This is a genomic window from Pseudomonas sp. FG86, from assembly GCF_057808775.1.
This window is the reverse complement of sequence record NZ_JBMDIS010000028.1, coordinates 17,112-39,392: the sequence shown is the minus strand read 5'-3', so window position 1 is coordinate 39,392 and position 22,281 is coordinate 17,112. Positions and strand designations below refer to the sequence as shown.

General features: G+C 61.6%; 24 protein-coding genes. 20 read left to right on the top strand and 4 right to left on the bottom strand.

Annotation, left to right across the window (positions count from 1 at the left end):
- Nucleotides 1-50: 50 nt before the first annotated feature.
- The 15 genes from acpP to ACODSV_RS18790 all read left to right on the top strand — a co-directional run bounded on the left by acpP (nt 51) and on the right by ACODSV_RS18790 (nt 13,934).
- Entirely contained in the window at nt 51-287 is a 237-nt protein-coding gene (acpP, locus tag ACODSV_RS18860; protein WP_024076962.1) for an acyl carrier protein, read from the top strand.
- A 127-nt stretch (nt 288-414) separates the two neighbouring features.
- Nucleotides 415-1,659 (top strand): beta-ketoacyl-ACP synthase II, encoded by a 1,245-nt coding sequence (gene fabF / locus ACODSV_RS18855; RefSeq protein WP_024076961.1) that lies wholly within the window; start codon nt 415-417, stop codon nt 1,657-1,659.
- Nucleotides 1,659-2,474, top strand: coding sequence for an aminodeoxychorismate lyase (gene pabC, locus ACODSV_RS18850; protein ID WP_102624085.1), 816 nt, complete (start codon nt 1,659-1,661; stop codon nt 2,472-2,474). Before fabF ends, pabC begins: the two co-directional genes overlap by 1 nt.
- A gap of 1 nt (nt 2,475) precedes the next feature.
- A complete protein-coding gene (gene mltG, locus ACODSV_RS18845; protein WP_024076959.1) occupies nt 2,476-3,609 on the top strand; it encodes an endolytic transglycosylase MltG in 1,134 nt (377 codons plus the stop codon).
- Nucleotides 3,610-3,628: 19 nt separating this feature from the next.
- Nucleotides 3,629-4,261: a dTMP kinase gene (tmk, locus tag ACODSV_RS18840; RefSeq protein ID WP_024076958.1), complete on the top strand. Its 633-nt coding sequence runs from the start codon at nt 3,629-3,631 to the stop codon at nt 4,259-4,261.
- Complete coding sequence (locus ACODSV_RS18835; protein ID WP_024076957.1) at nt 4,254-5,243, top strand: DNA polymerase III subunit delta'; 990 nt, start codon at nt 4,254-4,256, stop codon at nt 5,241-5,243. The genes tmk and ACODSV_RS18835 overlap by 8 nt, the downstream gene beginning before the upstream one ends.
- Before the next feature lie 63 nt (nt 5,244-5,306).
- Complete coding sequence (locus tag ACODSV_RS18830; protein ID WP_069076845.1) at nt 5,307-6,092, top strand: TatD family hydrolase; 786 nt, start codon at nt 5,307-5,309, stop codon at nt 6,090-6,092.
- Nucleotides 6,093-6,543: 451 nt separating this feature from the next.
- Nucleotides 6,544-7,203: a TetR/AcrR family transcriptional regulator gene (locus ACODSV_RS18825; protein ID WP_024076955.1), complete on the top strand. Its 660-nt coding sequence runs from the start codon at nt 6,544-6,546 to the stop codon at nt 7,201-7,203.
- A gap of 115 nt (nt 7,204-7,318) precedes the next feature.
- On the top strand, nt 7,319-8,287 hold the full coding sequence (locus ACODSV_RS18820; protein WP_024076954.1) for a GTP 3',8-cyclase MoaA: 969 nt from the start codon (nt 7,319-7,321) through the stop codon (nt 8,285-8,287).
- Nucleotides 8,288-8,405: 118 nt separating this feature from the next.
- Nucleotides 8,406-9,011, top strand: coding sequence for a DUF4823 domain-containing protein (locus ACODSV_RS18815; RefSeq protein ID WP_024076953.1), 606 nt, complete (start codon nt 8,406-8,408; stop codon nt 9,009-9,011).
- Nucleotides 9,012-9,039: 28 nt separating this feature from the next.
- A complete protein-coding gene (locus ACODSV_RS18810; protein WP_024076952.1) occupies nt 9,040-9,600 on the top strand; it encodes a DUF1285 domain-containing protein in 561 nt (186 codons plus the stop codon).
- Between the two features lie 70 nt (nt 9,601-9,670).
- A complete protein-coding gene (locus tag ACODSV_RS18805; RefSeq protein WP_024076951.1) occupies nt 9,671-10,384 on the top strand; it encodes a GntR family transcriptional regulator in 714 nt (237 codons plus the stop codon).
- The gene (locus ACODSV_RS18800; RefSeq protein ID WP_150055891.1) at nt 10,381-11,382 is read left to right on the top strand and encodes an ADP-ribosylglycohydrolase family protein; all 1,002 of its coding nucleotides are present in this window, start codon (nt 10,381-10,383) and stop codon (nt 11,380-11,382) included. Before ACODSV_RS18805 ends, ACODSV_RS18800 begins: the two co-directional genes overlap by 4 nt.
- Nucleotides 11,383-11,557: 175 nt before the next feature.
- Nucleotides 11,558-13,024: a purine-cytosine permease family protein gene (locus tag ACODSV_RS18795; RefSeq protein ID WP_024076949.1), complete on the top strand. Its 1,467-nt coding sequence runs from the start codon at nt 11,558-11,560 to the stop codon at nt 13,022-13,024.
- A complete protein-coding gene (locus ACODSV_RS18790) occupies nt 13,017-13,934 on the top strand; it encodes a PfkB family carbohydrate kinase (protein ID WP_150095376.1) in 918 nt (305 codons plus the stop codon). The genes ACODSV_RS18795 and ACODSV_RS18790 overlap by 8 nt, the downstream gene beginning before the upstream one ends.
- A gap of 324 nt (nt 13,935-14,258) precedes the next feature.
- Here ACODSV_RS18790 and ACODSV_RS18785 read toward each other — a convergent pair whose 3' ends face one another.
- From ACODSV_RS18785 to ACODSV_RS18770, 4 genes are all read right to left on the bottom strand, one after another.
- Nucleotides 14,259-14,525 (bottom strand): hypothetical protein, encoded by a 267-nt coding sequence (locus ACODSV_RS18785; protein WP_024076947.1) that lies wholly within the window; start codon nt 14,523-14,525, stop codon nt 14,259-14,261.
- A gap of 51 nt (nt 14,526-14,576) precedes the next feature.
- Nucleotides 14,577-14,921: a hypothetical protein gene (locus ACODSV_RS18780; protein ID WP_024076946.1), complete on the bottom strand. Its 345-nt coding sequence runs from the start codon at nt 14,919-14,921 to the stop codon at nt 14,577-14,579.
- 85 nt (nt 14,922-15,006) lie between these two features.
- The gene (locus tag ACODSV_RS18775; RefSeq protein ID WP_150055791.1) at nt 15,007-16,203 is read right to left on the bottom strand and encodes an MFS transporter; all 1,197 of its coding nucleotides are present in this window, start codon (nt 16,201-16,203) and stop codon (nt 15,007-15,009) included.
- Nucleotides 16,204-16,314: 111 nt separating this feature from the next.
- Nucleotides 16,315-16,959, bottom strand: coding sequence for an HD domain-containing protein (locus tag ACODSV_RS18770; RefSeq protein ID WP_069076841.1), 645 nt, complete (start codon nt 16,957-16,959; stop codon nt 16,315-16,317).
- A 112-nt stretch (nt 16,960-17,071) separates the two neighbouring features.
- Here ACODSV_RS18770 and ACODSV_RS18765 point away from each other — a divergent pair, with 112 nt between their 5' ends.
- The 5 genes from ACODSV_RS18765 (at nt 17,072) to araH (ending at nt 22,025) form a co-directional block, all read left to right on the top strand.
- Nucleotides 17,072-17,551 (top strand): GNAT family N-acetyltransferase, encoded by a 480-nt coding sequence (locus ACODSV_RS18765; protein ID WP_041161286.1) that lies wholly within the window; start codon nt 17,072-17,074, stop codon nt 17,549-17,551.
- A 148-nt stretch (nt 17,552-17,699) separates the two neighbouring features.
- Entirely contained in the window at nt 17,700-18,521 is an 822-nt protein-coding gene (locus ACODSV_RS18760; protein ID WP_069076840.1) for an SDR family oxidoreductase, read from the top strand.
- 36 nt (nt 18,522-18,557) lie between these two features.
- Entirely contained in the window at nt 18,558-19,544 is a 987-nt protein-coding gene (locus ACODSV_RS18755; RefSeq protein ID WP_024076941.1) for a substrate-binding domain-containing protein, read from the top strand.
- Nucleotides 19,541-21,040, top strand: coding sequence for an L-arabinose ABC transporter ATP-binding protein AraG (gene araG, locus ACODSV_RS18750; RefSeq protein ID WP_024076940.1), 1,500 nt, complete (start codon nt 19,541-19,543; stop codon nt 21,038-21,040). Before ACODSV_RS18755 ends, araG begins: the two co-directional genes overlap by 4 nt.
- Nucleotides 21,041-21,059: 19 nt before the next feature.
- The gene (araH, locus tag ACODSV_RS18745) at nt 21,060-22,025 is read left to right on the top strand and encodes an L-arabinose ABC transporter permease AraH (RefSeq protein ID WP_024076939.1); all 966 of its coding nucleotides are present in this window, start codon (nt 21,060-21,062) and stop codon (nt 22,023-22,025) included.
- Nucleotides 22,026-22,281 lie beyond the last annotated feature (256 nt).

Here is a 22,281-nt window from a genome sequence, read left to right as displayed (position 1 = left end):
TTACCCACTGGCCAGCTGCCTGAATTTGTCCATTAGGAGTTAAACAAGGTATGAGCACCATCGAAGAGCGCGTCAAGAAAATCGTTGCCGAGCAACTGGGCGTCAAAGAAGAAGAAGTGATCAACACTGCTTCCTTCGTAGAAGACCTGGGTGCCGATTCCCTTGACACCGTTGAGCTGGTGATGGCTCTGGAAGAGGAATTCGAGACCGAAATCCCGGACGAAGAAGCTGAAAAAATCACTACTGTTCAAGCTGCTATCGACTACGTTACTAGCCACCAGGCGTAATAGTTTGTAGTCGTCGCTTGCTGTCAGGGAAAAACCGCACTGCTGTAACGGCGTGCGGTTTTTTCTTTAGCTCTGATGAAAAGTGGCTCTGAAGCAAAGTGTCGTCATCAAGAAAAAGGAGAGTGCTGTGTCGCGTAGACGCGTCGTAGTCACCGGTATGGGTATGTTGTCGCCACTGGGTACGGATGTGCCGAGCAGTTGGCAGGGCATTCTGGCTGGCCGCAGTGGTATTGGTCTGATCGAACACACGGACCTTTCTGCCTATTCCACCCGTTTTGGCGGCTCGGTAAAGGGTTTCAATGTCGAGGAATATCTCTCGGTCAAAGAGTCCCGCAAACTCGACCTGTTCATTCAATACGGCCTGGCAGCCGGTTTTCAGGCAGTGCGTAACGCCGGCCTGGAAGTGACCGACGCCAACCGTGAGCGTATCGGCGTCGCCATGGGATCGGGTATTGGCGGTCTGACCAATATCGAAGAAACCAGTCGCACGCTGCATGATTCCGGCCCCCGTCGAATTTCACCGTTCTTCGTTCCGGGCTCGATCATCAATATGATTTCCGGTTTCCTGTCCATCCACTTGGGTGCCCAGGGACCTAACTACGCCATTGCCACGGCGTGCACCACGGGCACTCACTGCATCGGCATGGCGGCGCGCAATATCGCCTATGACGAGGCGGATGTGATGATCGCCGGTGGCGCCGAAATGGCCGCCTGTGGCCTGGGCATGGGCGGCTTCGGCGCATCCCGTGCGCTGTCGACGCGCAATGACGAACCGACCCGTGCCAGCCGTCCATGGGACAAGGGCCGTGACGGTTTCGTACTGTCCGACGGTGCCGGTGCCCTGGTGCTCGAAGAGCTGGAACACGCCAAGGCGCGGGGTGCCACCATCTACGCCGAGCTGATCGGTTTCGGCATGAGCGGCGACGCCTACCACATGACCTCGCCACCGGCCGATGGTGCTGGCGCTGCGCGTTGCATTACCAACGCCCTGCGCGATGCTAAGGTCAACCCGGACCAGGTGCAGTACATCAACGCCCACGGCACCTCGACCCCGACTGGCGACCTGGCGGAAGCCGAAGCCATCAGGTCGGTGTTCGGCGACCATGCCTACAAGCTGGCGGTCAGCTCTACCAAGTCCATGACCGGCCATCTGTTGGGTGCGGCGGGCGCGGTCGAGGCGATCTTCAGTGTGATGGCCATCAAGGATCAGGTCGCTCCGCCGACCATCAACCTCGATGAGCCGGACGAAGGTTGCGACCTGAACTTCGTGCCTCACGAAGCACAGCCGATGCCGATCGACGTGGTGATCTCCAACTCGTTCGGTTTCGGTGGCACCAACGGTTCCCTGGTGTTCCGCCGGTTCGCCGAGTGATGCACAGCTGGGTCGACGGTCAGCCAGCGGACAGCGTGCCCCTGAAGGATCGTGGCCTGGCTTATGGCGACGGCTTGTTTGAGACGATTGCCGTCAAGGCCGGGCAGCCCGTGCTGCTCGACCGCCACCTGCACCGCCTTGACGAGGGCTGCAGGCGGTTGGCACTGGTTGCGGATCCGGCGCTGATCCGCAGCGAAGTGCTGGCTTATGCCGCCGCCCTCGGCGACGGTGTTCTCAAGTTGATGCTCACCCGCGGCGACAGCCTGCGCGGTTATGGCATCAACCCCGGCGCTCCCGTGCGTCGGATCTTGCTGGGCAGTCCGCCCGCCACTTATCCCCCGGCCTATGGAACCGACGGTATCCGCCTGTTTCCGTGTGCCACCCGCTTGTCCGAACAACCGCTATTGGCGGGTCTCAAGCACCTCAACCGCCTGGAGCAAGTGCTTGCCCGCGCCGAATGGCAAGACGCCGAGCATGCCGAGGGCTTGATGCTGGATAGGTCCGGACGCGTCATCGAGGGCGTGTTCAGCAACTTGTTCCTGGTTTGCAACGGCTTGTTACTAACCGCCGATCTGGCGCGTTGCGGGGTTGCCGGTGTCATGCGCGCCGAGGTCCTGGCCCAGGCACAAGCGCTGGGCATCCCGGTGGCCGTGGCTGATATCAGCCTTGAGCAGTTGCAACAGGCTGATGAAGTCTTCGTGTGCAACAGCGTTTATGGCATTTGGCCGGTGCGCGACTGCGCTGCGATGAGCTGGTCGGTTGGCCCGCTCACCCGTAAACTGCAGGGCATTGTTCGCGCACTATTGGATATTTGAGTTGATACGAAAACTGGTTGTACTGCTGCTGATCGGTGTGTTCTCGGCGGCGTTGCTGTTGGGGTTTTCCGCCTGGAAACTCGATTCCTCCCTGAAGCAGCCGCTGAACCTGACGCAGGAGCAGTTGCTTGATGTGCCGGCAGGGGCCACCCCCACGGGTACCTTCAATCGCCTGGAGGCCGAGGGTGTGCTCGAAGGTGCCTTCTGGCTGCGCCTGTACTGGCGTTTCAACCTCGATGGACAGCCGCTGCACAGCGGCGAATACCGCATGACGCCTGGGATGACCGCCCAGGGCCTGATTGGCCTGTGGCAACGTGGCGAAGTGGTGCAATACAGCCTGACCCTGGTGGAGGGCTGGAATTTTCGCCAGGTTCGTTCGGCCCTGGCCAAGCATGAAAAAATCGTACAGACCCTCTCGGGCCTGAGTGACAGCGAGGTGATGGACAAGCTTGGCCATCCCGGCGTGTTCCCTGAAGGTCGGTTCTTTCCTGATACCTACCGTTTCGTACGCGGCATGACCGATGTTGAATTCCTGAAAAAAGCCTACAACCGCCTGGACGATGTACTCGCCCAGGAATGGAGCAAGCGCGCCGCTGATGTGCCATACACCGACCCTTACCAAGCGCTGATCATGGCCTCCCTGGTGGAGAAAGAGACCGGTGTGCCGGAAGAACGTGGGCAGATCGCCGGGGTGTTCGTGCGCCGCATGAAGATCGGCATGCTCCTGCAGACCGATCCGACGGTGATCTACGGCCTGGGGGAGCGCTACAACGGCAAGTTGACCCGCGCCCACCTCAAGGAAGCCAACCCCTACAACACCTACATGGTGGCCGGTCTGCCGCCGACGCCGATCGCCATGGTCGGCCGCGAGGCGATTCATGCTGCGCTGAACCCGGTGCCGGGCAGCAGCCTGTATTTCGTCGCCCGTGGCGATGGCAGCCATATTTTCTCCGATAACCTGGATGCGCATAATGCCGCCGTGCGTGAGTTCCAGCTCAAGCGTCGCGCCGATTATCGCTCCAGCCCGGCGCCGGTGGTAAAACCGCCGGAAGACCCGACGCCCCCCGCCGATACTCCAGCTCAAGCGCCGGCGGAGCCTGCACCGGACACCGTCGCGCCGCAAAGCCCGCAATGACTCTGACTAAGGACTGCCTGTGACTGGCTTGTTTATTACCCTGGAAGGCCCGGAAGGCGCCGGCAAAAGCACCAACCGCGATTACCTGGCCGAGTGCTTGCGCGCCGAGGGTATCGAAGTGGTGTTGACCCGTGAACCGGGCGGCACGCCGCTGGCCGAGCGTATCCGCGAGGTGCTGCTGACCCCAGGTGACGAACAGATGAACCCGGACACCGAGCTGTTGCTGGTGTTTGCCGCACGTGCCCAGCACCTGGCCGAGGTGATTCGCCCGGCCCTGGCCCGTGGTGCGGTGGTGATTTGTGATCGCTTCACCGATTCCACCTATGCCTACCAGGGCGGTGGCCGGGGCTTGTCGCTGGAGCGCATTGCCACCCTGGAAACCTTTGTGCAGGGCGATTTGCGCCCTGACCTGACCCTGGTGTTCGACCTCCCGGTAGAAGTCGGCCTGGCGCGTGCCAGTGCCCGTGGTCGCCTCGATCGCTTCGAGCTGGAAGGCCAGGCGTTTTTCGAGGCGGTGCGCAGCGCATTCCTTGCGCGCGCCAAGGCTGAACCGGCGCGTTATTACCTGCTGGACGCCGCGCAGCCGCTGGCCCGGGTGCAACAGGCCATTGACGCTTTGTTGCCGACACTGTTGGAGCGCGCCCGTGGCTGAAGCCTACCCCTGGCAGGATAGCCTCTGGCAGCAGTTGGCCGGCCGTGCCCAGCACGCCCACGCCTATTTGCTGCACGGGCCGGCGGGGATCGGCAAGCGCGCCCTCGCCGAACGCCTGATGGCCAGCCTGTTGTGCCAGCGTCCGGTCAACCTGGAAGCCTGCGGCGAGTGCAAATCCTGCCTGTTGCTCAAGGCCGGTAGCCACCCGGACAACTATCTGCTGGAGCCCGAGGAAGCCGACAAGGCGATCAAGGTCGACCAGGTCCGCGACCTTGTCGGTTTCGTGGTGCAAACCGCACAGATGGGCGGGCGCAAGGTGGTGTTGATCGAGCCGGTGGAAGCAATGAACATCAATGCCGCCAACGCTTTGCTCAAAAGCCTGGAAGAACCTTCCGGCGATACGGTGCTGTTGTTGGTCAGTCACCAGTCCAGCCGCTTGTTGCCGACCATTCGCAGCCGGTGCGTGCAGCAGGCGTGCCCGTTGCCGAGCGAGGCCATGAGCTTGCAGTGGCTGGCACAGGCGCTGCCGGAGTGCGCCGAAGACGAACGGGTCGAGTTACTGACCCTGGCCGCCGGTTCACCCCTGGCAGCGGTGAAGCTGCACGCCCAGGGCGTGCGCGAGCAACGGGCGCTGGTGGTGGATGGCGTGAAAAAACTGCTCAAGCAGGAGCTGTCCGCTACTCAGTTGGCCGAAGCCGCCTGGAAAGACATCCCCTTGCTGCTGCTGTTCGACTGGTTCTGCGACTGGTCGAGCCTGATCCTGCGCTACCAGTTGACCCAGGATGAACAGGGCCTGGGCCTGCCGGACATGCGCAAGGTGGTGCAGTACCTGGCGCAGAAAAGTGCCCAGGACAAGGTGCTCAATATCCAGGACTGGATCCTTGCCCAGCGCCAGAAGGTGCTCGGCAAGGCCAACCTCAACCGCGTGCTGTTGCTCGAAGCGCTGCTGGTGCAGTGGGTCGGCTTGCTCGGCCGCCGTTAATTTCCGTGGCCGACGGGTGTATCGTTGGCCAGGCCCTTTCCGTGACTTAAGTCGTAATTTCCTATGCTCGTAGATTCCCATTGCCACCTTGATCGCCTTGACCTTGCCCAGCATGGCGGTTCCCTTGATGCCGCCCTCGAAGCCGCCCGCCAGCGCGGGGTAGGGCACTTCCTGTGCATCGGCGTCAGTGCCGACAACGCCGCTGACGTCAAAGCCCTCGCCGATCGCTATGCCGATGTGGATTGCTCGGTGGGTGTCCACCCGTTGGACCTCAAGCCCGGTGAGGCCCCGGCCCTCGACTGGCTGTTGGGGGAGCTGAACCACCCGCGCGTGGTCGCCATTGGCGAGACCGGCCTGGATTACCACTACGAACCCGAAGCCGCCGAGTTGCAGCAGGCATCGTTTCGCCTGCACCTGCAAGCCGCCCGGCAGACCGGCAAACCAGTGATTGTCCACACCCGCGGTGCTCGCGCCGATACCCTGGCCCTGCTGCGCGAAGCCGCGCTCCCCCAGGCAGGCGTGCTGCATTGTTTCACCGAAGACTGGGACATGGCCAAGGCCGCCCTGGACCTGGGGTTCTATATCTCCCTGTCGGGCATCGTGACTTTCCGCAATGCCGATGCCTTGCGGGATGTGGCGCGCCAAGTACCGGTCGACCGTCTGCTGGTGGAAACCGACTCGCCGTACCTGGCGCCCATACCCCATCGCGGCAAGCCAAACCTGCCGGAGTATGTGCGGGATGTGGCGGATTACCTGGCGATGCTGCGCGGTGAGTCATATGAGCGCTTTGCCGAACAGACCACTGCGAACTTCAAGCGCCTGTTCCCGCAGGCCCATGTGGCCGGGTAACGGGGCCGGACAAATCGCAGGCAAAAAAAACCCGGGTTCTGGGGGGGCGAATCCGGGCTAAGACCATTAGGAGTAAAACAAGGGCACGCGGTCCGTTGGTACCCAGGTCGACGCTTCACTTGGGGGAGATGTCGCGCCGACAGTTGAAGTATTGATCAGTATCCGATTCAGTCCAGTCGCGGCTGGTCGTTTCTTAAACAGATTTGGAATACGTGCGCTTCGCTTGAGTTCTCATTGAGCCGGTGCCCAGCTGTAGTTGTTGCGTATTATTTCTGACTGATAAGCATGAAATCGTTGGCGGACTGAAAGTAAAGTGCGCAACGGGTTCACATAGACGTTGCCCAACGACCGTTCAGTCGGGATAATCCCTCGCATCGGGTAAATCGTATCGCCACGTATCCGTGGCCCTGCGCAACCCTCCCTAATACCGACCTCTGCAGACCTCTTCCTCATGCACAAAGAACCCCGTAAGGTCCGTGAGTTTCGCCGCCGTGAGCAGGAAATTCTCGACACTGCACTCAAGTTGTTCCTCGAACAAGGTGAAGACAGCGTCACCGTCGAGATGATTGCGGATGCCGTGGGTATCGGCAAAGGCACGATCTACAAGCATTTCAAATCCAAGGCCGAAATCTACCTGCGCCTGATGCTCGACTACGAGCGCGACTTGAACGAGTTGCTGCACTCGGCCGATGTCGACAAGGACAAGGAGGCCCTGTCCCGGGCCTATTTCGAATTCCGCATGCGTGACCCGCAGCGCTATCGCCTGTTCGACCGCCTGGAAGAAAAAGTGGTCAAGGGCCACCAGGTGCCGGAAATGGTCGAGGAACTGCACAAGATCCGCGCCTCGAACTTCGAACGCCTGACCCTGCTGATCAAGGGTCGCATCAGTGAAGGCAAGCTTGAAGATGTGCCGCCGTACTTCCACTACTGTGCCGCCTGGGCCTTGGTGCATGGCGCCGTGGCGCTGTACCACTCGCCGTTCTGGAGCAATGTGCTGGAAGATCAGGAAGGTTTCTTCCAGTTCCTGATGGACATCGGTGTGCGCATGGGCAACAAGCGCAAGCACAGCACCGAGCAGCCACACGCCCCCGCTGAAACGCCTGCCACGTAATGATTTGCTGCCAGGTGCAGTAACCCAGGAATATACTCAGGCAAGGATCTTGCTAAAAGCTGATTTATCAGTCAGTTTTTAGCGCGCCCCGAATCATCCTCTGCCGGAGTGATCCATGATCGTTGATCGTCAAGGCAGGCGTTTTCGCAATTTGCGGATTAGCCTGACCTCAGCCTGCAATTACGCGTGTACCTACTGCGTGCCAAACGGCAAGCGGCTGGTGGCTGCCCAGGACGAACTCTCGGCCGAGGCCATGGCCCGGGGCGTGGCCTATCTGATTGAAGCGGCGGGTATCGAGCGCCTGCGTATCACCGGCGGCGAGCCGCTGGTCAGCCCCAAACTCGAAGCCTTCATGGGCGCCGTGGGCGGGATGGGCCTCAGTGATATCAGCCTGACCACCAATGGCCAGTTACTTGCGCGCAAACTGCCGCTGCTGGTGGACGCCGGTATCCGGCGTATCAACGTTTCCCTCGACACCCTGGACGCCGACGCCTTCCGCAGCATCGCCCGTGGCGGTGACCTGGCCACCGTGCTCGATGGCATGGACCAGGCCCGCGCGGCCGGGATCAAGATCAAGGTCAATATGGTGCCGTTGCGCGGGCAGAACCTCGACCAGGTGATGCCCCTGCTCGACTATTGCCTGGAGCGTGGCTATGAATTGCGCTTTATCGAGTTGATGCGCATGGGCCACCTGGCCAAGGACTCCAATGCGTTTCTGCAGCAATTCGTCAGCTTGCAGCAACTGCTTGGCCTGATCGGCGAACACCATGAATACCTGCAAGCCAACGCACCGGTAGACGCCACGGCCGTTCGCTACGAAGTGCCGGGTAAAGGCTTTTTTGGCGTGATCGCCAACGAAAGCGTGCCGTTCTGCCGTACCTGCTCGCGGCTGCGGCTGTCGTCGACCGGTTGGCTGCATGGCTGCCTGTCGTCGAGCAACCGGCACTACGTCGGCGACCTGCTGGACAAGCCGCGTCACCAGGCGCTGCCGGCCTTGCAGGGCCTGTTGGTCAAGGCGCTGGGCGATAAACAGGAAGTCGCGTTCTCCGGCGGCGCGACGGTCATGAAGATCATCGGCGGCTAACGCTATCCCGAAGATGACACATCACCCACATTTGATTTGAGCTGCCCTCAAGCTGGCGCAGAACCTGCATCTTGAGCCCATTCGCCGGTTTTCCGTCACCGGCTTCTGGAGGATTAGGATGCGTAGTCTGGTTTTGTTGCTGGCGTCGTTGACGTTGAGTGGTTGCATGACCGTCAGCGATATGGCCGAAGGCACCCGCTATCAGATGAGCGATGCCGGGTTGCTCGACCATAGCGATACTCGCCGTACCGCCTCGGTTCGCATCCAGCCGGACTCCTTTGTGTTTATCGCCCAAGGCGCTTTCGTGCCACCGGGCAGTGCCTATCCGCGTCCGAACGTGGTAGCCGAGGAAGCCTTCAACGGCTTCGTCGAATACTTCCCCATGGTGCGCCGCGCCCGTCAGCCCGAAGGGCTTGAGCAGGCCATGGCCGAAGCCCGTGCGGCCGGCGCCCATTACTTGTTGTATTGCCGTTTTGCCGCGGCGGATGACCGTATCGGCAACGCCGATGAGTGGACCGACCAGCAGGCCCTCGACCGCCTCGGCCTGGACAGCGGTGTGATCCAGATCATGTTGATCGAGACCAGCACCCAGTATTTGATTGATACTGCACGTATTCGCAATCGTGGCGGTTTACTGACGTTCCACGACAACAAGCCCGAAGATCTGATTGCCCGGCCCCTGGCGCAGTACGCCCGAGGCCTGCTGGGCATGGGGGACCAGTAAGGCCAGCACGTAAAAGAGGGATAACACCATGACCGATTCCGCCAAGGCCAATGACCTGTTGGCCCAACTGCCCAAGGGCAAGGGGCCGGCGCCGGTGCATCTGTGGAACCCGGACTTCTGCGGCCATATCGACATGCGTATCGCCCGTGATGGCACCTGGTTCTACCAGGGCACGCCCATCGGGCGTAAGCCGATGGTCAAGTTGTTCTCCAACATCCTTCGCCGCGATGGCGACGATTACTTCCTGGTCACCCCTGTGGAAAAGGTGGGCATCAGCGTCGATGATGCGCCCTTTGTCGCGGTAACCCTGGATGTCGAAGGGCAGGGCGAAAGCCAGGTGTTGCGCTTTACCACCAACGTCGATGATCAAATCGAGGCTGGCCTCGAACACCCGCTGCGGGTAGTGATCGACCCCGACACTCAAGAACCGTCCCCCTATCTGCGTGTGCGCACCAACCTCGAAGCGCTGATTCACCGCAATGTGTTCTACCAATTGGTGGAGCTGGCCGTGAGCCGTCCGATCAACGGTCAGAACTGGCTCGGTGTGTGGAGTGGCGGGGAGTTTTTCCGTATCGGGCGGGAGCCCTGAGGGCGGTTTTTTCATTCCTTTGAAATAATTCGCTTGCTGTGATCGGGCGCTTTCGGTTATCAATTTGTACATGATTAGACATGTTCGATTTGATAAGAAAAAACGCGTCGTCGACGAGCTCATCCGCCGTATCGAGGGTGGGGTGATGGCCGACGGTTTCCTGCTACCGGGCGAGCACCAGTTGGCCGAAGAGTTTGCGGTCAGTCGTGGCACCTTGCGTGAGGCCCTGGCCGAGCTCAAGCGCCGTAATTACATCGCCACCCAGAGTGGCGTGGGTTCCATCGTCACCTTTGACGGCATGGTGCTTGACCAGCGCAGCGGTTGGGCCCAGGCCCTGGCCGACACGGGCGCGCTGGTGACCACCGATATCCTGCGCTTCGAAGCCGTGACCCGCGCGGACCTGCTCAGCCGTTTCGGCAACGATCAATTTATTGCCCTCGACCGCCGTCGGCGCACCACCGATGGCACCGCCGTGTCCCTGGAACGCTCGCTGATGCCGGCGACCGGTGGCCTGGAAAGCCTGCCCCGTGTGGGCCTGATCGACAACTCCCTGACCATCACCCTGGCCGCCTACGGTTATGTCGGCGCCGAGGGCGACCAGTGGATCGGTGCCGAGCCGCTGAGCGAGGAAGACGCCGAATTGCTCGGTCGCCCGGCAGGCACGGTATTTCTCAAGGCTTCGCGTACCACCTACGACCGTCGCGAGCGCTTCATGGAGCACGTCGAAAGCTTGCTCGACCCTCTGCACTTTCGCCTGCACCTGCAGTTTGGAACGTCGAAATGACCCCGATGCTTCGCGCTCTTGGCGCTTTCTATGGCCTGGCCCTGGGCGATGCCTTGGGCATGCCCACCCAATCCTTGAGCCGTGAACAGGTCAAGGCGCGCTTCGGTGCGATCACTGCGCTGGAAGATGCTGACGCCAACCAGCCCATCGCGCCGAACATGCCCGCTGGCTCCATCACCGATGACACCGAACAGGCGATTCTGGTCGGCGAGTTGCTGGTGGAAGGCCACGGCAAGATCGACCCCACTGTGCTCGCCCAGCGCCTGATCGACTGGGAAGCGGTGATGCGTGCCAAGGGCTCCCAGGATTTGCTCGGGCCTTCGACCAAGCGCGCCATCGACATGATCCTCGCCGGGCACACCCCGGAAGAAGCCGGACGCTACGGCACCACCAATGGCGCGGCGATGCGCATCACGCCGGTGGGCATCGCCGCCGATGTGCGCGACCCGGCGCAGTTTCTCCAGGCGGTGATCCAGGCGTGCCAGGTTACCCACAACACCACCCTGGGCATCTCCAGTGCGGCGGCGGTGGCCTCCGTGGTATCGGCGGGCATCAACGGTGTGGACCTGGGCGAAGCGTTGAACATCGGCACCCAGCTCGCCCAGCAAGCCGAAAGCCATGGACACTGGATTGCGGGCGGGCGTATTTCCACGCGCATCAGTTGGGCGCGGACCTTGAGCGTCGGCAGTGGCGACAAGGCGCTGTTCGCCGACCTGCTCTATGAATTGATCGGCACCTCCGTCGCGTCCCAGGAGTCGGTGGTGGTGTCGTTCGCCCTCGCGCAGCAAGTGGCGTCGGGCGAAATGAACGCATTTGAAGCCCTGTGCCTGGCCGCCAGCCTGGGGGGCGATACCGACACCATCGCCGCGATGCTCGGGGCCATGTTGGGGGCGTGCCTGGGCATGCAGTGCTGGCCTGAAGCGATGATCGAACAGGTCAAGCGGGTCAATGGCCTGGATCTACAGGCGCTGGTGCAGGGGCTGCTGACCATTCGGTAAGCGCCGCAAACAAACAGGTGGGAGCGGGCCTGCTCGCGTCAGCGGTGTATCCGCCCCGATGCTTTGACAGAAAGCGCGCTCCCACTGTGAGCTCATCGAGTCAGGAAGACCGAGAGTCGATCGACCTTAAGCATCTGCCACAACCACAACAATACAGGCACCAGGAGCACCCCTCATGAGCAGCATCTCTTCCAGCCAAAGCGCTGGGCAATTGGAAACACGCGGCATCGAACCGGTCCCTGAAGGCGAGTGCAACGGTCATCCGCTGCAACTGTTCTGGGTGTGGTTCGCCGCCAATATCAGCATTCTCGGCTTGCCGCTGGGCGCGACCCTGGTGGCGTTTCGTGGGCTGGCTATCTGGCAGGCGATCATCGTTGCGATCCTTGGCGCAGCCGGTTCCTTCGCGGTGGTGGGCATTATTTCCATCGCTGGCCGCCGTGGGCGTGCGCCCAGCCTGACCCTGTCCCGCGCGATCTTCGGCGTACGCGGCAATATCGGCCCGACCCTGGTCTCGCTGATGTCACGCCTGGGCTGGGAAACGGTCAACACCACCACCGCCGCCTTCGTGCTGCTCTCGTTGTGTTCGATCCTGTTCGGCTCCCCGGTGGAGGCGAAAAGTGCGCCACTGCTGACCCTGATCTTCATCGCCATTTTCGTGTTGCTGACCCTGTCGGTTTCCGGCCTGGGCCACGCTACCTTGCTGGTGATCCAGAAGTGGGCCACCTATGTATTCGGTGCCTTGAACATCCTGGTCGGCGGTTTCCTCTGCGCCACCATCGACTGGAGCGCGGTGTTCAACGCTACCCCGGCACCGATGAGCGCGATGATGATCGGCATCGGCACCATGGCTGCCGGTACCGGTATCGGCTGGGCCAACGCCGGTGCCGATATGTCGCGCTACCAGCACCGCAGCGTCAAGGCCGTGCGCCTGGTGGCGTCCGCAGCGTTTGGTGCCGGCATTCCGCTGGTGCTGCTGATCACCCTCGGCGGCCTGCTGTCGGTGGGCAACCATGACCTGGCCTCGGCCACCGACCCGATCATCGCGATCCGCGACATGCTGCCGACCTGGATGGCCGTGCCGTACCTGATCACCGCGTTTGGCGGGTTGCTGCTGTCGAATAACCTGTCGGTGTATTCGGCCGGCCTCACCACCTTGACCCTCGGTCTGAAGGTCAAGCGCGTGCATGCGGTGATCGTCGACATCGTGGCGATCTTCGCCGGCTCCATCTACTTCATGCTGATCGCCGACAGCTTCTACGGCCCGTTCATCACCTTCATCTCGTTGCTGGCGGTGCCGATCACCGCCTGGGTCGGGATCTTTGTGGTCGACCTGATCCATCGCCACTACTACAGCCCCAAGGATTTGCTGGACGTGAGCCCAAGCAGCGCCTACTGGTATCGCGGTGGCGTGGAATGGCGAGCGTTCGGCGCCTGGGCCGTGGCGATCGTGCTGGGTTTCAGCTTCACCACGATCGGTACCACTGCGCAAAACATCTGGTTCGCCGGGCCATTGTCCGACTCCTGGCTGGGCCACAACGGCCTGGGCTGGATCGTCACCTTCCTGGTGGCCGGCGGCATTTACGCGGTACTCGGCGGCGCGGCTGACCGTCGTCCGGCTTTAGTTGAGAGCCCCAATGTCTAGATTGCTGCACACTGGCCAGGTCATCGTCGACCTGGTCATGTCCCTGGAAAAACTGCCGGCCACCGGTGGCGACGTGCTCGCGCACTCGGCCAGCTTCGAGGCTGGCGGCGGGTTCAATGTGATGGCGGCGGCGCGACGCAATGGCTTGCCGGTGGTGTACCTGGGGCGTCATGGCAACGGCCGCTTCGGCGACCTGGCCCGTGCCGCCATGCAGGCCGAAGGTATTGAAATGGCCTTGGCCGCCAGCGGTGGCAAAGACACCGGGTTGTGCGTGTCTCTCACGGAAGCCACCACCGAACGCACCTTCATCTCCCATATCGGCGCTGAGGGCGAGTTGAGTGCCGAGGACTTGGCCGCCGTAACGCCGCAGGCGGACGACTATGTGTATGTCAGTGGCTACAGCCTGCTCCTTGAGGGCAAGGCACAGCCGCTGATCGACTGGCTGCTGGCACTGCCACGCGCAATCGTGGTGGTGTTCGACCCGGGCCCTCTGGTCAAGGCGCCGGGCTCGGCCTTGATGAGCGCATTGTTGCCGCGTATCGATATCTGGACCAGCAATGGCCCCGAAGCGCTCGCGTTTACCGGTGCGGCGGATATCACCGCCGCGTTGCCCGCGTTCAGTCAGCACCTGCCCGCCGAAACGTTGCTGGTCGTGCGTGACGGGCCGAATGGCTGCTGGGTCGGGCGCGCGGGTGAGGTTGAGCACGTGCCGGGCTTCAAGGTGCGGGCGGTGGACAGCAATGGCGCTGGGGATGCGCACGCGGGCGTGTTCATGGCCGGTCTGGCCATGGGCCTGGCGCCCGTCGTGGCGGCACGCCGCGCGAACGCGGCGGCGGCACTGGCGGTTACCCGCTGGGGACCTGCGACGTCTCCAGGCACTGCCGAGGTTGACGCGCTACTCGCTGAATGACCATGCACTCAAAGATGGGCAAGCACCCTCTGATCAATAATCAAGTAAATTATTGATTTTTAAGAATTAGTCTTTCCCTTGAACGCCCGGATTTTTGTGGCGAACGAGCTTGTTGTAGTGAGCGGGCTTGTTGTGGCGAACGAGCTTGTTGTGGCGAGCGGGCTTGCCCCGCGTTGGGGCGCGAAGCGGCCCCTAAACCCATCGACCGAGATCCCGCGGGTAGGATCGCGGTGGATTTGCTAGGGCTGCTGCGCAGCCCAACGCGGGGCAAGCCCGCTCGCCACAGTTTGGCCCTTGGATCAGGGCCAGGCCAGATAAAAGCCATTACTGCCGGGTTTGGCTTTCCAGCTTTCGCGCTTCTTCCACGCCCGACGCGGTCAGCTTGATCGGCAGGTTCAACGCATAGTCACCGGCAGCATCGGTGGTCACATGCCCATCCTTGATAAAGCCGCGGTCTTGCAGGAGCGCCAAGACACTGGCGACCACTTTTTCACCGCGGTAATTATCCAGCACCTCCTTGCCCAACCCGTTCGGGTGGGCGTGCAGCAGGCGGGTGAGGACTTCTTGTTCAAGGTTTTTATCGACGTTCATGCATACCTCTTCACTGGGAAATGATCGGGTGTTGGTCTTGCTACCAATGCGTCAAGGCGCAGGCTGTTTCGGGGCGCCTGGGATGTTGGAGTCGTCGCCTTTGTTGATCGTCGGCTGATTGACCGATGGGCCCATTTTGCCGTTACCGACGGCGGCCGGGGCCTGGCGCTGGGTGTCGTTGCCTTTGGTGCGCGGGTCGGCGCCGTTGTCGATGATTGCACCCCCGTTGGTGTCGAGGCCGGTGCCCATCGAGTCCTGGGATTCCTGGGTGGCAGGGCTGGGCGGGCTGCCCACAGGATCGGTCTTGCCGGTGGACGAGGTGGCGGCCAATGCACTCAGCGAAGCGGCGGACAGCAGGCCGGTGAGGGCGAGGGCGGCAAACGTGGAATTCTTCATGAGGGTGTCTCCATATGATTGATGTCCTTACCCTTGATTGGTCCGCCCAGTTTGTGGGTTCGTGCCTCGGTGGCGACGAACGGTATCAGCTCACCTGTAAGATTTTATGTGCCGAGAGACGGCGCTCGACCAAGCGTGCAACGGTGATCAGCCAGTTCAGCGCGGCGATGATCAGTACGCCCAGCATCAGTGTGGGCAGCCCGAATTCGACGATGATCTTGCCCGCCAGCCAGGGAAAGCCAAACACGCCGACAAAGTAGGCCAGGCTGAACAGCAGTAATGCCTGAGACGTTGTACCGGGCGGCGCTTCGTGGGCGACCAGCCCGTTGATGACGGAATACGTCAGGCCGTACCCCACTCCCAGCGTGGCCGCCGCCAGCAGATAGCTGAGGTTGCCGCTCACGCCAAAGGCGAACAGCGCGATCGAACCGAGCATGATCCCGGATAACACACAGGCAGCCCGATAGGCATCCAGCTTGACCACGAAGCCGGCGATCAACAGGCGGCTGGTGATCGCTGCACTCAGGAACCCCGCGAAGAACAGCGAGTAGTCCAACCCGTGCGCGGCGGCATAGCTGGTCTGGAACGATGAGAGCCCGCCAAACACGCAGCCACCCAGGCCGACCATGAGGATCGCGAACGCCGCCTTGGAAGACAGCACCCGGCGGCTGGCGGCCAGGGAAATCCGCGAAGCCGGGGCATTTTCCCGATGCTTGAGCGCGGCGCCCAATCGCCAGAAAACAAGAACCCCGGCGAGGCTGGCCAACCCGGCAATATAGAACGCGGTCGTCAGGGGCAGGTCCAGTGCCGCGGTGGCGCGTCCGAGCAAAGGGCCGGAGCCGATGCCACTCAACATGCTGCCCGACAGCAGCGCAAAGTACTTGGCGCGTTGGCTGGGTTCTACCAGCAAGGTCACGATGATCGGGCCCAGCGTATAGAAGACGCCCCAGCCCAATCCGAGGGCCAGCCCGAACAGCATCAAGCCTTGGCCAAACCCTGGCGTCAGGGCAAAACCCAGGCAGGCAAGTACCAGCAACACGCCCATCCCCGCGATGGCCCGTGCCGCTCCCCACGCATCGGCCAAGTGCCCGGAGAGCACCACCGCCACGAACGTGCTGAGCATCGCCGTGGAAATCACACTGCCCGCGTCATGCTCGTTCCCACCGCGCGAATGAATCAGCAACGACAGCAGAAAGGTTGAACCGTAGGACAGCGACAATAGGAAGCTGGCAAGGCAAAACAGGGCGAACAATTTTCCGCCCACCGGTGAGGTGGAGTGCATGGGCAAGCCTTGGGGTCGTTGGAGTTATGGCCGATTTTTACCACGCACGCCCAGGCGGATTGTTCTGTGGTTGGTGGTGCTTGCGTTAGCTGGCGACGGAGTAAGGCCGGTTTACAGTGCACCGATCTCCTCGATAAACGTCTCCATGAACCCCTTGAGCCGATGGTGGCGGGCTTGTGCCAGGCGCTGGCCGGTCGGCGTTTGAAATCCGTCGGCCAACGACAATAATTTGGTCTGGAAATGATCCAGGCAAAAACGTTTGTCGTCGTACTCGCGGTGGCGTGCCGTGGGGTCGGCCGGGTCATACAAACCGCTGCCCATGCGCCCGGCGGTGTAGAACGTGCGGGCTACGCCGATCATGCCCAGGGAGTCGAGGCGATCGGCGTCCTGCGTGATCTTGGCCTCCAGGGTCCGAGGCTCCAAGCCAGCGGAAAAACTATGGGTGGCGATGGCGTGGGTCACGGCGTCGACTCTGGAGGCAGGCCAGCCGAGCAACTGCAACGTCTGCGCCGCCTTGTCGGCGGCCAACTGCGAGGCTTTCGAGCGCAACGGTGAGTTTTTCTCGACGGCCACGCAGTCGTGCAGCAATACCGCCGCCAGCAACACCTCGAGATCACCGCCTTCCTGCGCCTGGATCAAGCGTGCGTTGTGCCATACGCGCTGCAGGTGCGACAGATCGTGGGCGCCATCTTCCGAAGGCCCGAGGGCATGGGGCAGTAAGGTGGCGGCGAGGTCGGGCAGGGGCGCGAAGGGCATGGGGCTTCTCATCAGGCGGTGGGCCAACAGGGTAGTCGCGATTGAAATTGCACTGCAATCGGTCATGAAACCGTCTTAGTATGTGGCCTTTGAATTTGCCCAAGGTTCGCCCATGACCATTGAGATTCGCCCCGCCGTGCCCAGCGATGCTGCACAGATCCTGACGTTTATCACCGAGCTTGCCGAGTATGAAAAGGCCCGGCATGAAGTGATTGCCAGTGTGGTGGATATCGAGCGCAGCCTGTTCAGCGAAGGCGCCACTGCCCATGGCCTGATCTGCTCGCGGGACGGCTTGCCAATCGGATTCGCGGTGTTCTTTTTCAGCTATTCCACCTGGTTGGGCAGCAATTGCCTGTACCTCGAAGACCTCTACATCAACCCGGAGCAGCGCGGCGGCGGGGCGGGCAAGAAGCTGCTGCGCCACCTGGCGAAGATCGCCTGCGACAACGGGTGCGGGCGCTTTGAGTGGAGCGTGCTGGATTGGAACGAGCCGGCGATTGCCTTCTACAAGTCCATCGGGGCCCAGCCGCAGGAGGAGTGGGTGCGCTATCGGATGGAAGGTGATGCCCTGAGGGATTTCGCCCAGGGCTGATACCCCTCGTAAACCGGCCAGCAAGGCCGGTTTTTTTATATCTATGCTCACTATGTGGGATGCAAATTTATATATTGAGATATTTCGGCTTTCGGGTTTATAGTCGGCGGCATCAGCACTCACTACCAAAAATAAAACAGGTGAAGCGATGCAGGCACAACCGTTGTCACTCCCCGCCGTACCCGAGCCGACTTACGGCGATCGGCTGAAAAACAAGGTGGTGATCGTCACTGGCGCCGCCCAAGGCATTGGCGAGGCGATCGTTGCCTGTTTCCAGGCCCAGCAGGCGCGCCTGGTGATCGCGGATATCCAGGGCGCAAAGGTCGAGGCTGTCGCTGCCCATTGGCGTGAACGCGGCGCCGAAATCCATGCACAGCCCGTCGACATCACGTCCAAGGAGCAGTGGCAGGCGTTGGTCAATGTGGCCATCGAGCGCTTTGGCCGCGTGGATGTGCTGGTCAATTGTGCCGGGGTCAATGTGTTCCGCGACCCTCTGGAAATGACCGACGAAGACTGGCGCCGTTGCTTTGCCATCGACCTCGACGGCGCGTGGTACGGCTGCCGCGCAGTGTTGCCGCACATGATCGAGCAGGGCATCGGCAACATCATCAACATCGCTTCCACCCATTCCAGCCACATCATTCCCGGCTGCTTTCCCTATCCCGTCGCCAAGCACGGCCTGCTCGGCCTGACCCGCGCCCTCGGTATCGAGTATGCGCCCAAGGGCATCCGCGTGAATGCCATCGCGCCGGGCTATATCGAGACCCAGCTCAACGTCGACTACTGGAACGGCTTCCCCGACCCGCATGCCGAGCGCCAGCGCGCGTTCGACCTGCACCCGCCCAAGCGTATCGGCCAGCCCATCGAGGTGGCCATGAGCGCGCTGTTCCTGGCCACTGACGAGGCGCCTTTTATCAACGCCACCTGCCTGATGATCGATGGCGGGCGCTCCGTGATGTACCACGACTAGACGTCGCCGCCCCAATAACAACAAGAGGTGCCATTCATGAAAAAAGGAATACGCGTTCTCGCCGCCGCTATTGCGTTAAGCGGCTTCAGCGCATTGGCCTGTGCCGAAGAAGTGAAGATCGGCTTCCTGGTCAAGCAGGCGGAGGAACCCTGGTTCCAGACCGAATGGGCCTTTGCCGAAAAGGCCGGCAAGGACCAGGGCTTTACCGTGATCAAGATCGCCGTGCCGGACGGTGAGAAAACCCTCTCGGCCATCGACACCCTGGCCGCCAATGGCGCCAAGGGCTTTGTCATCTGCCCGCCGGATGTGTCCCTGGGCCCGGCAATCATGGCCAAGGCCAAGCTCAATAACCTGAAAGTGCTGGCGGTGGACGACCGCTTTGTCGACGCCAAGGGCAAGCCCATGGAAGACGTGCCCTACGTCGGCCTGGACGCCTACAAGATCGGCCAGAAACAGGGCGAAGCCATGGCTGCGCAAGCCAAGCAGCGCAACTGGGACTGGAAGGACACTTACGCGGTCATCAACACCTTTGACGAGTTGGAAACCGGCAAGAAACGCACCGACGGTTCGGTGGAGGGCCTCAAGGCCGCCGGGTTGCCGGCCGACCATATCCTGTTCAGCGCACAGAAAACCCTCGACGTCCCCGGTAGCATGGATTCCACCAACTCCGCCTTGGTCAAACTGCCCCGTGGCGCGAAAAACCTGATCATCGGCGGTATGAACGACAGCACCGTGCTCGGTGGCGTGCGCGCCACCGAAAGCGCCGGCTTCAAGGCGGCGAACGTGATCGGCGTGGGCATCAACGGCACCGACGCCATCGAAGAACTGAAAAAATCCGACACCGGCTTCTACGGCTCGATGCTGTTGAGCCCGGATGCCTCCGGCTATAAAACGGCCACGGCGATGTTCGAGTGGGTAACCAAAGGGACTGAGCCGGCCAAGTTTACCGCCCTGGATAACGTGACGCTGATCACCCGCGCCAACTTCAAGGCTGAACTGAGCAAAATAGGGTTGTGGAAATGAACGGGGCGGCTCTGCGGTTCGACGGTATCGGCAAGGAATTTCCCGGGGTCAAGGCGCTGGCGCAGATCAGCTTTGAAGCGCGTCCGCACCAGGTGCATGCGCTGATGGGGGAGAACGGTGCCGGTAAGTCGACCCTGTTGAAAATCCTCGGGGGTGCCTATATCCCCAGCAGCGGCACGGTGCATATCGGCGAGCAGGCCATGGATTTCAAATGCGCCGCCGACAGCATCGCCAGCGGTGTCGCGGTGATTCACCAGGAACTGCACCTGGTACCGGAAATGACTGTCGCGGAAAACCTGTTCCTCGGGCATTTGCCGTCGCGCTTCGGCGTGGTCAATCGTAGCCTGCTGCGCAAGCAGGCCCTGGCCTGCCTCAAGGGCCTGGCCGATGAAATCGACCCCGAGGAGAAGCTCGGTCGCTTGTCCCTGGGCCAGCGCCAACTGGTGGAGATCGCCAAGGCCCTGTCCCGCGGCGCTCATGTGATTGCGTTCGACGAGCCCACCAGCAGCTTGTCCGCCCGGGAAATCGACCGCTTGATGACCATCATCGGACGCCTGCGGGACGAGGGCAAAGTGGTGCTCTATGTGTCCCACCGCATGGAAGAGGTATTCCGCATCTGCAACGCGGTGACGGTGTTCAAGGACGGCCGCTACGTGCGCACCTTCGACGACATGAGTGCGCTGACCCACGACCAACTGGTGACGTGCATGGTCGGTCGCGATATCCAGGACATCTACGACTATCGCCCGCGTGAGCGCGGTGATGTGGCGCTGAAGGTCGACGGCCTGCTCGGGCCTGGCTTGCGCGAACCGGTGAGTTTTGCGGCGCACAAGGGCGAGATCCTCGGCCTGTTCGGGCTGGTCGGCGCCGGGCGTACCGAGCTGTTGCGCCTGCTCAGCGGGCTGGAACGCAGCAGCGCCGGGCAGTTGCAATTGTGCGGTGAACCGCTGCAACTGCGTTCACCGCGCGATGCCATCGCCGGTGGCGTGTTGCTGTGCCCTGAAGACCGTAAGAAGGAAGGCATTATTCCGCTGTCCAGCGTCGCGGAGAACATCAACATCAGCGCCCGTGGTGCCCACGCATCGTTCGGCTGGTTGTTGCGTGACGAGTGGGAAACCGGCAACGCCGACCACCAGATCAAGGCGATGAAGGTCAAGACGCCGAACGCGGAGCAGAAAATCATGTTCCTCTCGGGCGGCAATCAGCAAAAGGCCATTCTGGGTCGCTGGCTGTCGATGCCGATGAAGGTCCTGCTGCTGGACGAACCGACGCGAGGCATCGATATCGGCGCCAAGTCGGAGATCTACCAGATCATCCATAACCTGGCGGCCAGCGGTATTGCGGTGATCGTGGTGTCCAGCGACCTGATGGAAGTGATGGGCATCTCCGACCGCATCCTGGTGATGAGCGAAGGCGCCCTCACTGGCGAATTGACCCGCGATCAAGCGGATGAAGCACGGCTGCTGCAACTGGCTCTCCCGCGTTCGCGGGCTTGAAGAATAAGAGGGTTTGGGTATGTCTCAGGTAAAAACTGCAAAGGGCTTCTGGCCGGGTTTCAACCAGCGCAAGTTTCTCGATGATTGGGTCATGCTGTTGGCAGCCCTGAGCATCTTTGTGCTCAGCGCACTGTTCATCGACAACTTCCTTTCGCCGCTGAATATGCGCGGTCTGGGCCTGGCGATTTCCACCGTGGGTATTGCGGCGTGCACCATGCTGTTCTGCCTGGCCTCGGGCCACTTCGACTTATCGGTGGGCTCGGTGATCGCTTGCGCCGGCGTGGTGGCGGGGATCGTGATCCGCGACACCGACAGCGTGGTGCTCGGCGTGTCCGCGGCGTTGGCCATGGGCCTGGTGGTGGGGCTGATCAACGGCATCGTGATCGCCAAGCTGCGCATCAATGCATTGATCGCGACCTTGGCGACCATGCAGATCGTGCGCGGCCTGGCCTATATCTTCTCGAACGGCAAGGCCGTGGGGGTGATGGACGAGCGCTTCTTCGTGTTCGGCAACGGGCAATTGCTGGGCGTGCCGGTGCCGATCATTATCACCGTGCTGTGCTTTGTGTTCTTCGGCTGGCTGCTCAACTACACCACCTATGGGCGCAACACCATGGCCATTGGCGGTAACCAGGAAGCGGCGTTGCTCGCCGGGGTCAACGTCGACCGCACCAAGATCATCATCTTTGCCGTTCACGGCTTGATCGGCGCGTTGGCTGGGGTGATCCTCGCCTCGCGCATGACCTCGGGCCAGCCGATGATCGGCCAGGGCTTCGAGCTGACGGTGATTTCGGCGTGTGTGCTGGGTGGGGTGTCGTTGAGTGGTGGCATCGGCATGATTCGCCACGTGATTGCCGGGGTGTTGATCCTGGCGATCATCGAGAATGCGATGAACCTGAAGAATATCGATACCTTCTACCAGTATGTGATCCGCGGTTCGATCCTGTTGCTGGCGGTCATCATCGACCGCATGAAGCAGCGCTAGACCGAACACCTCAGGCCCCCTGTGGGAGGGGGCTTGCCCTAATGCCGTTCAGTTAAGCGTACATCGCCTTCTGTAGGAGCGAGCTTGCTCGCGAAAAACGTCAACGATAACGCGTGTTTCCTGAGTGAACGCGGCGCCTGTGAGTTCTTCGCGAGCAAGCTCGCTCCTACAAAAAAGCCTTAACTGAACGGCATTCGGGCAAGTCCCCTCCCACACTTGGATCGACGCTGTGTTCGCGTTCAGCATTTGCCATAAT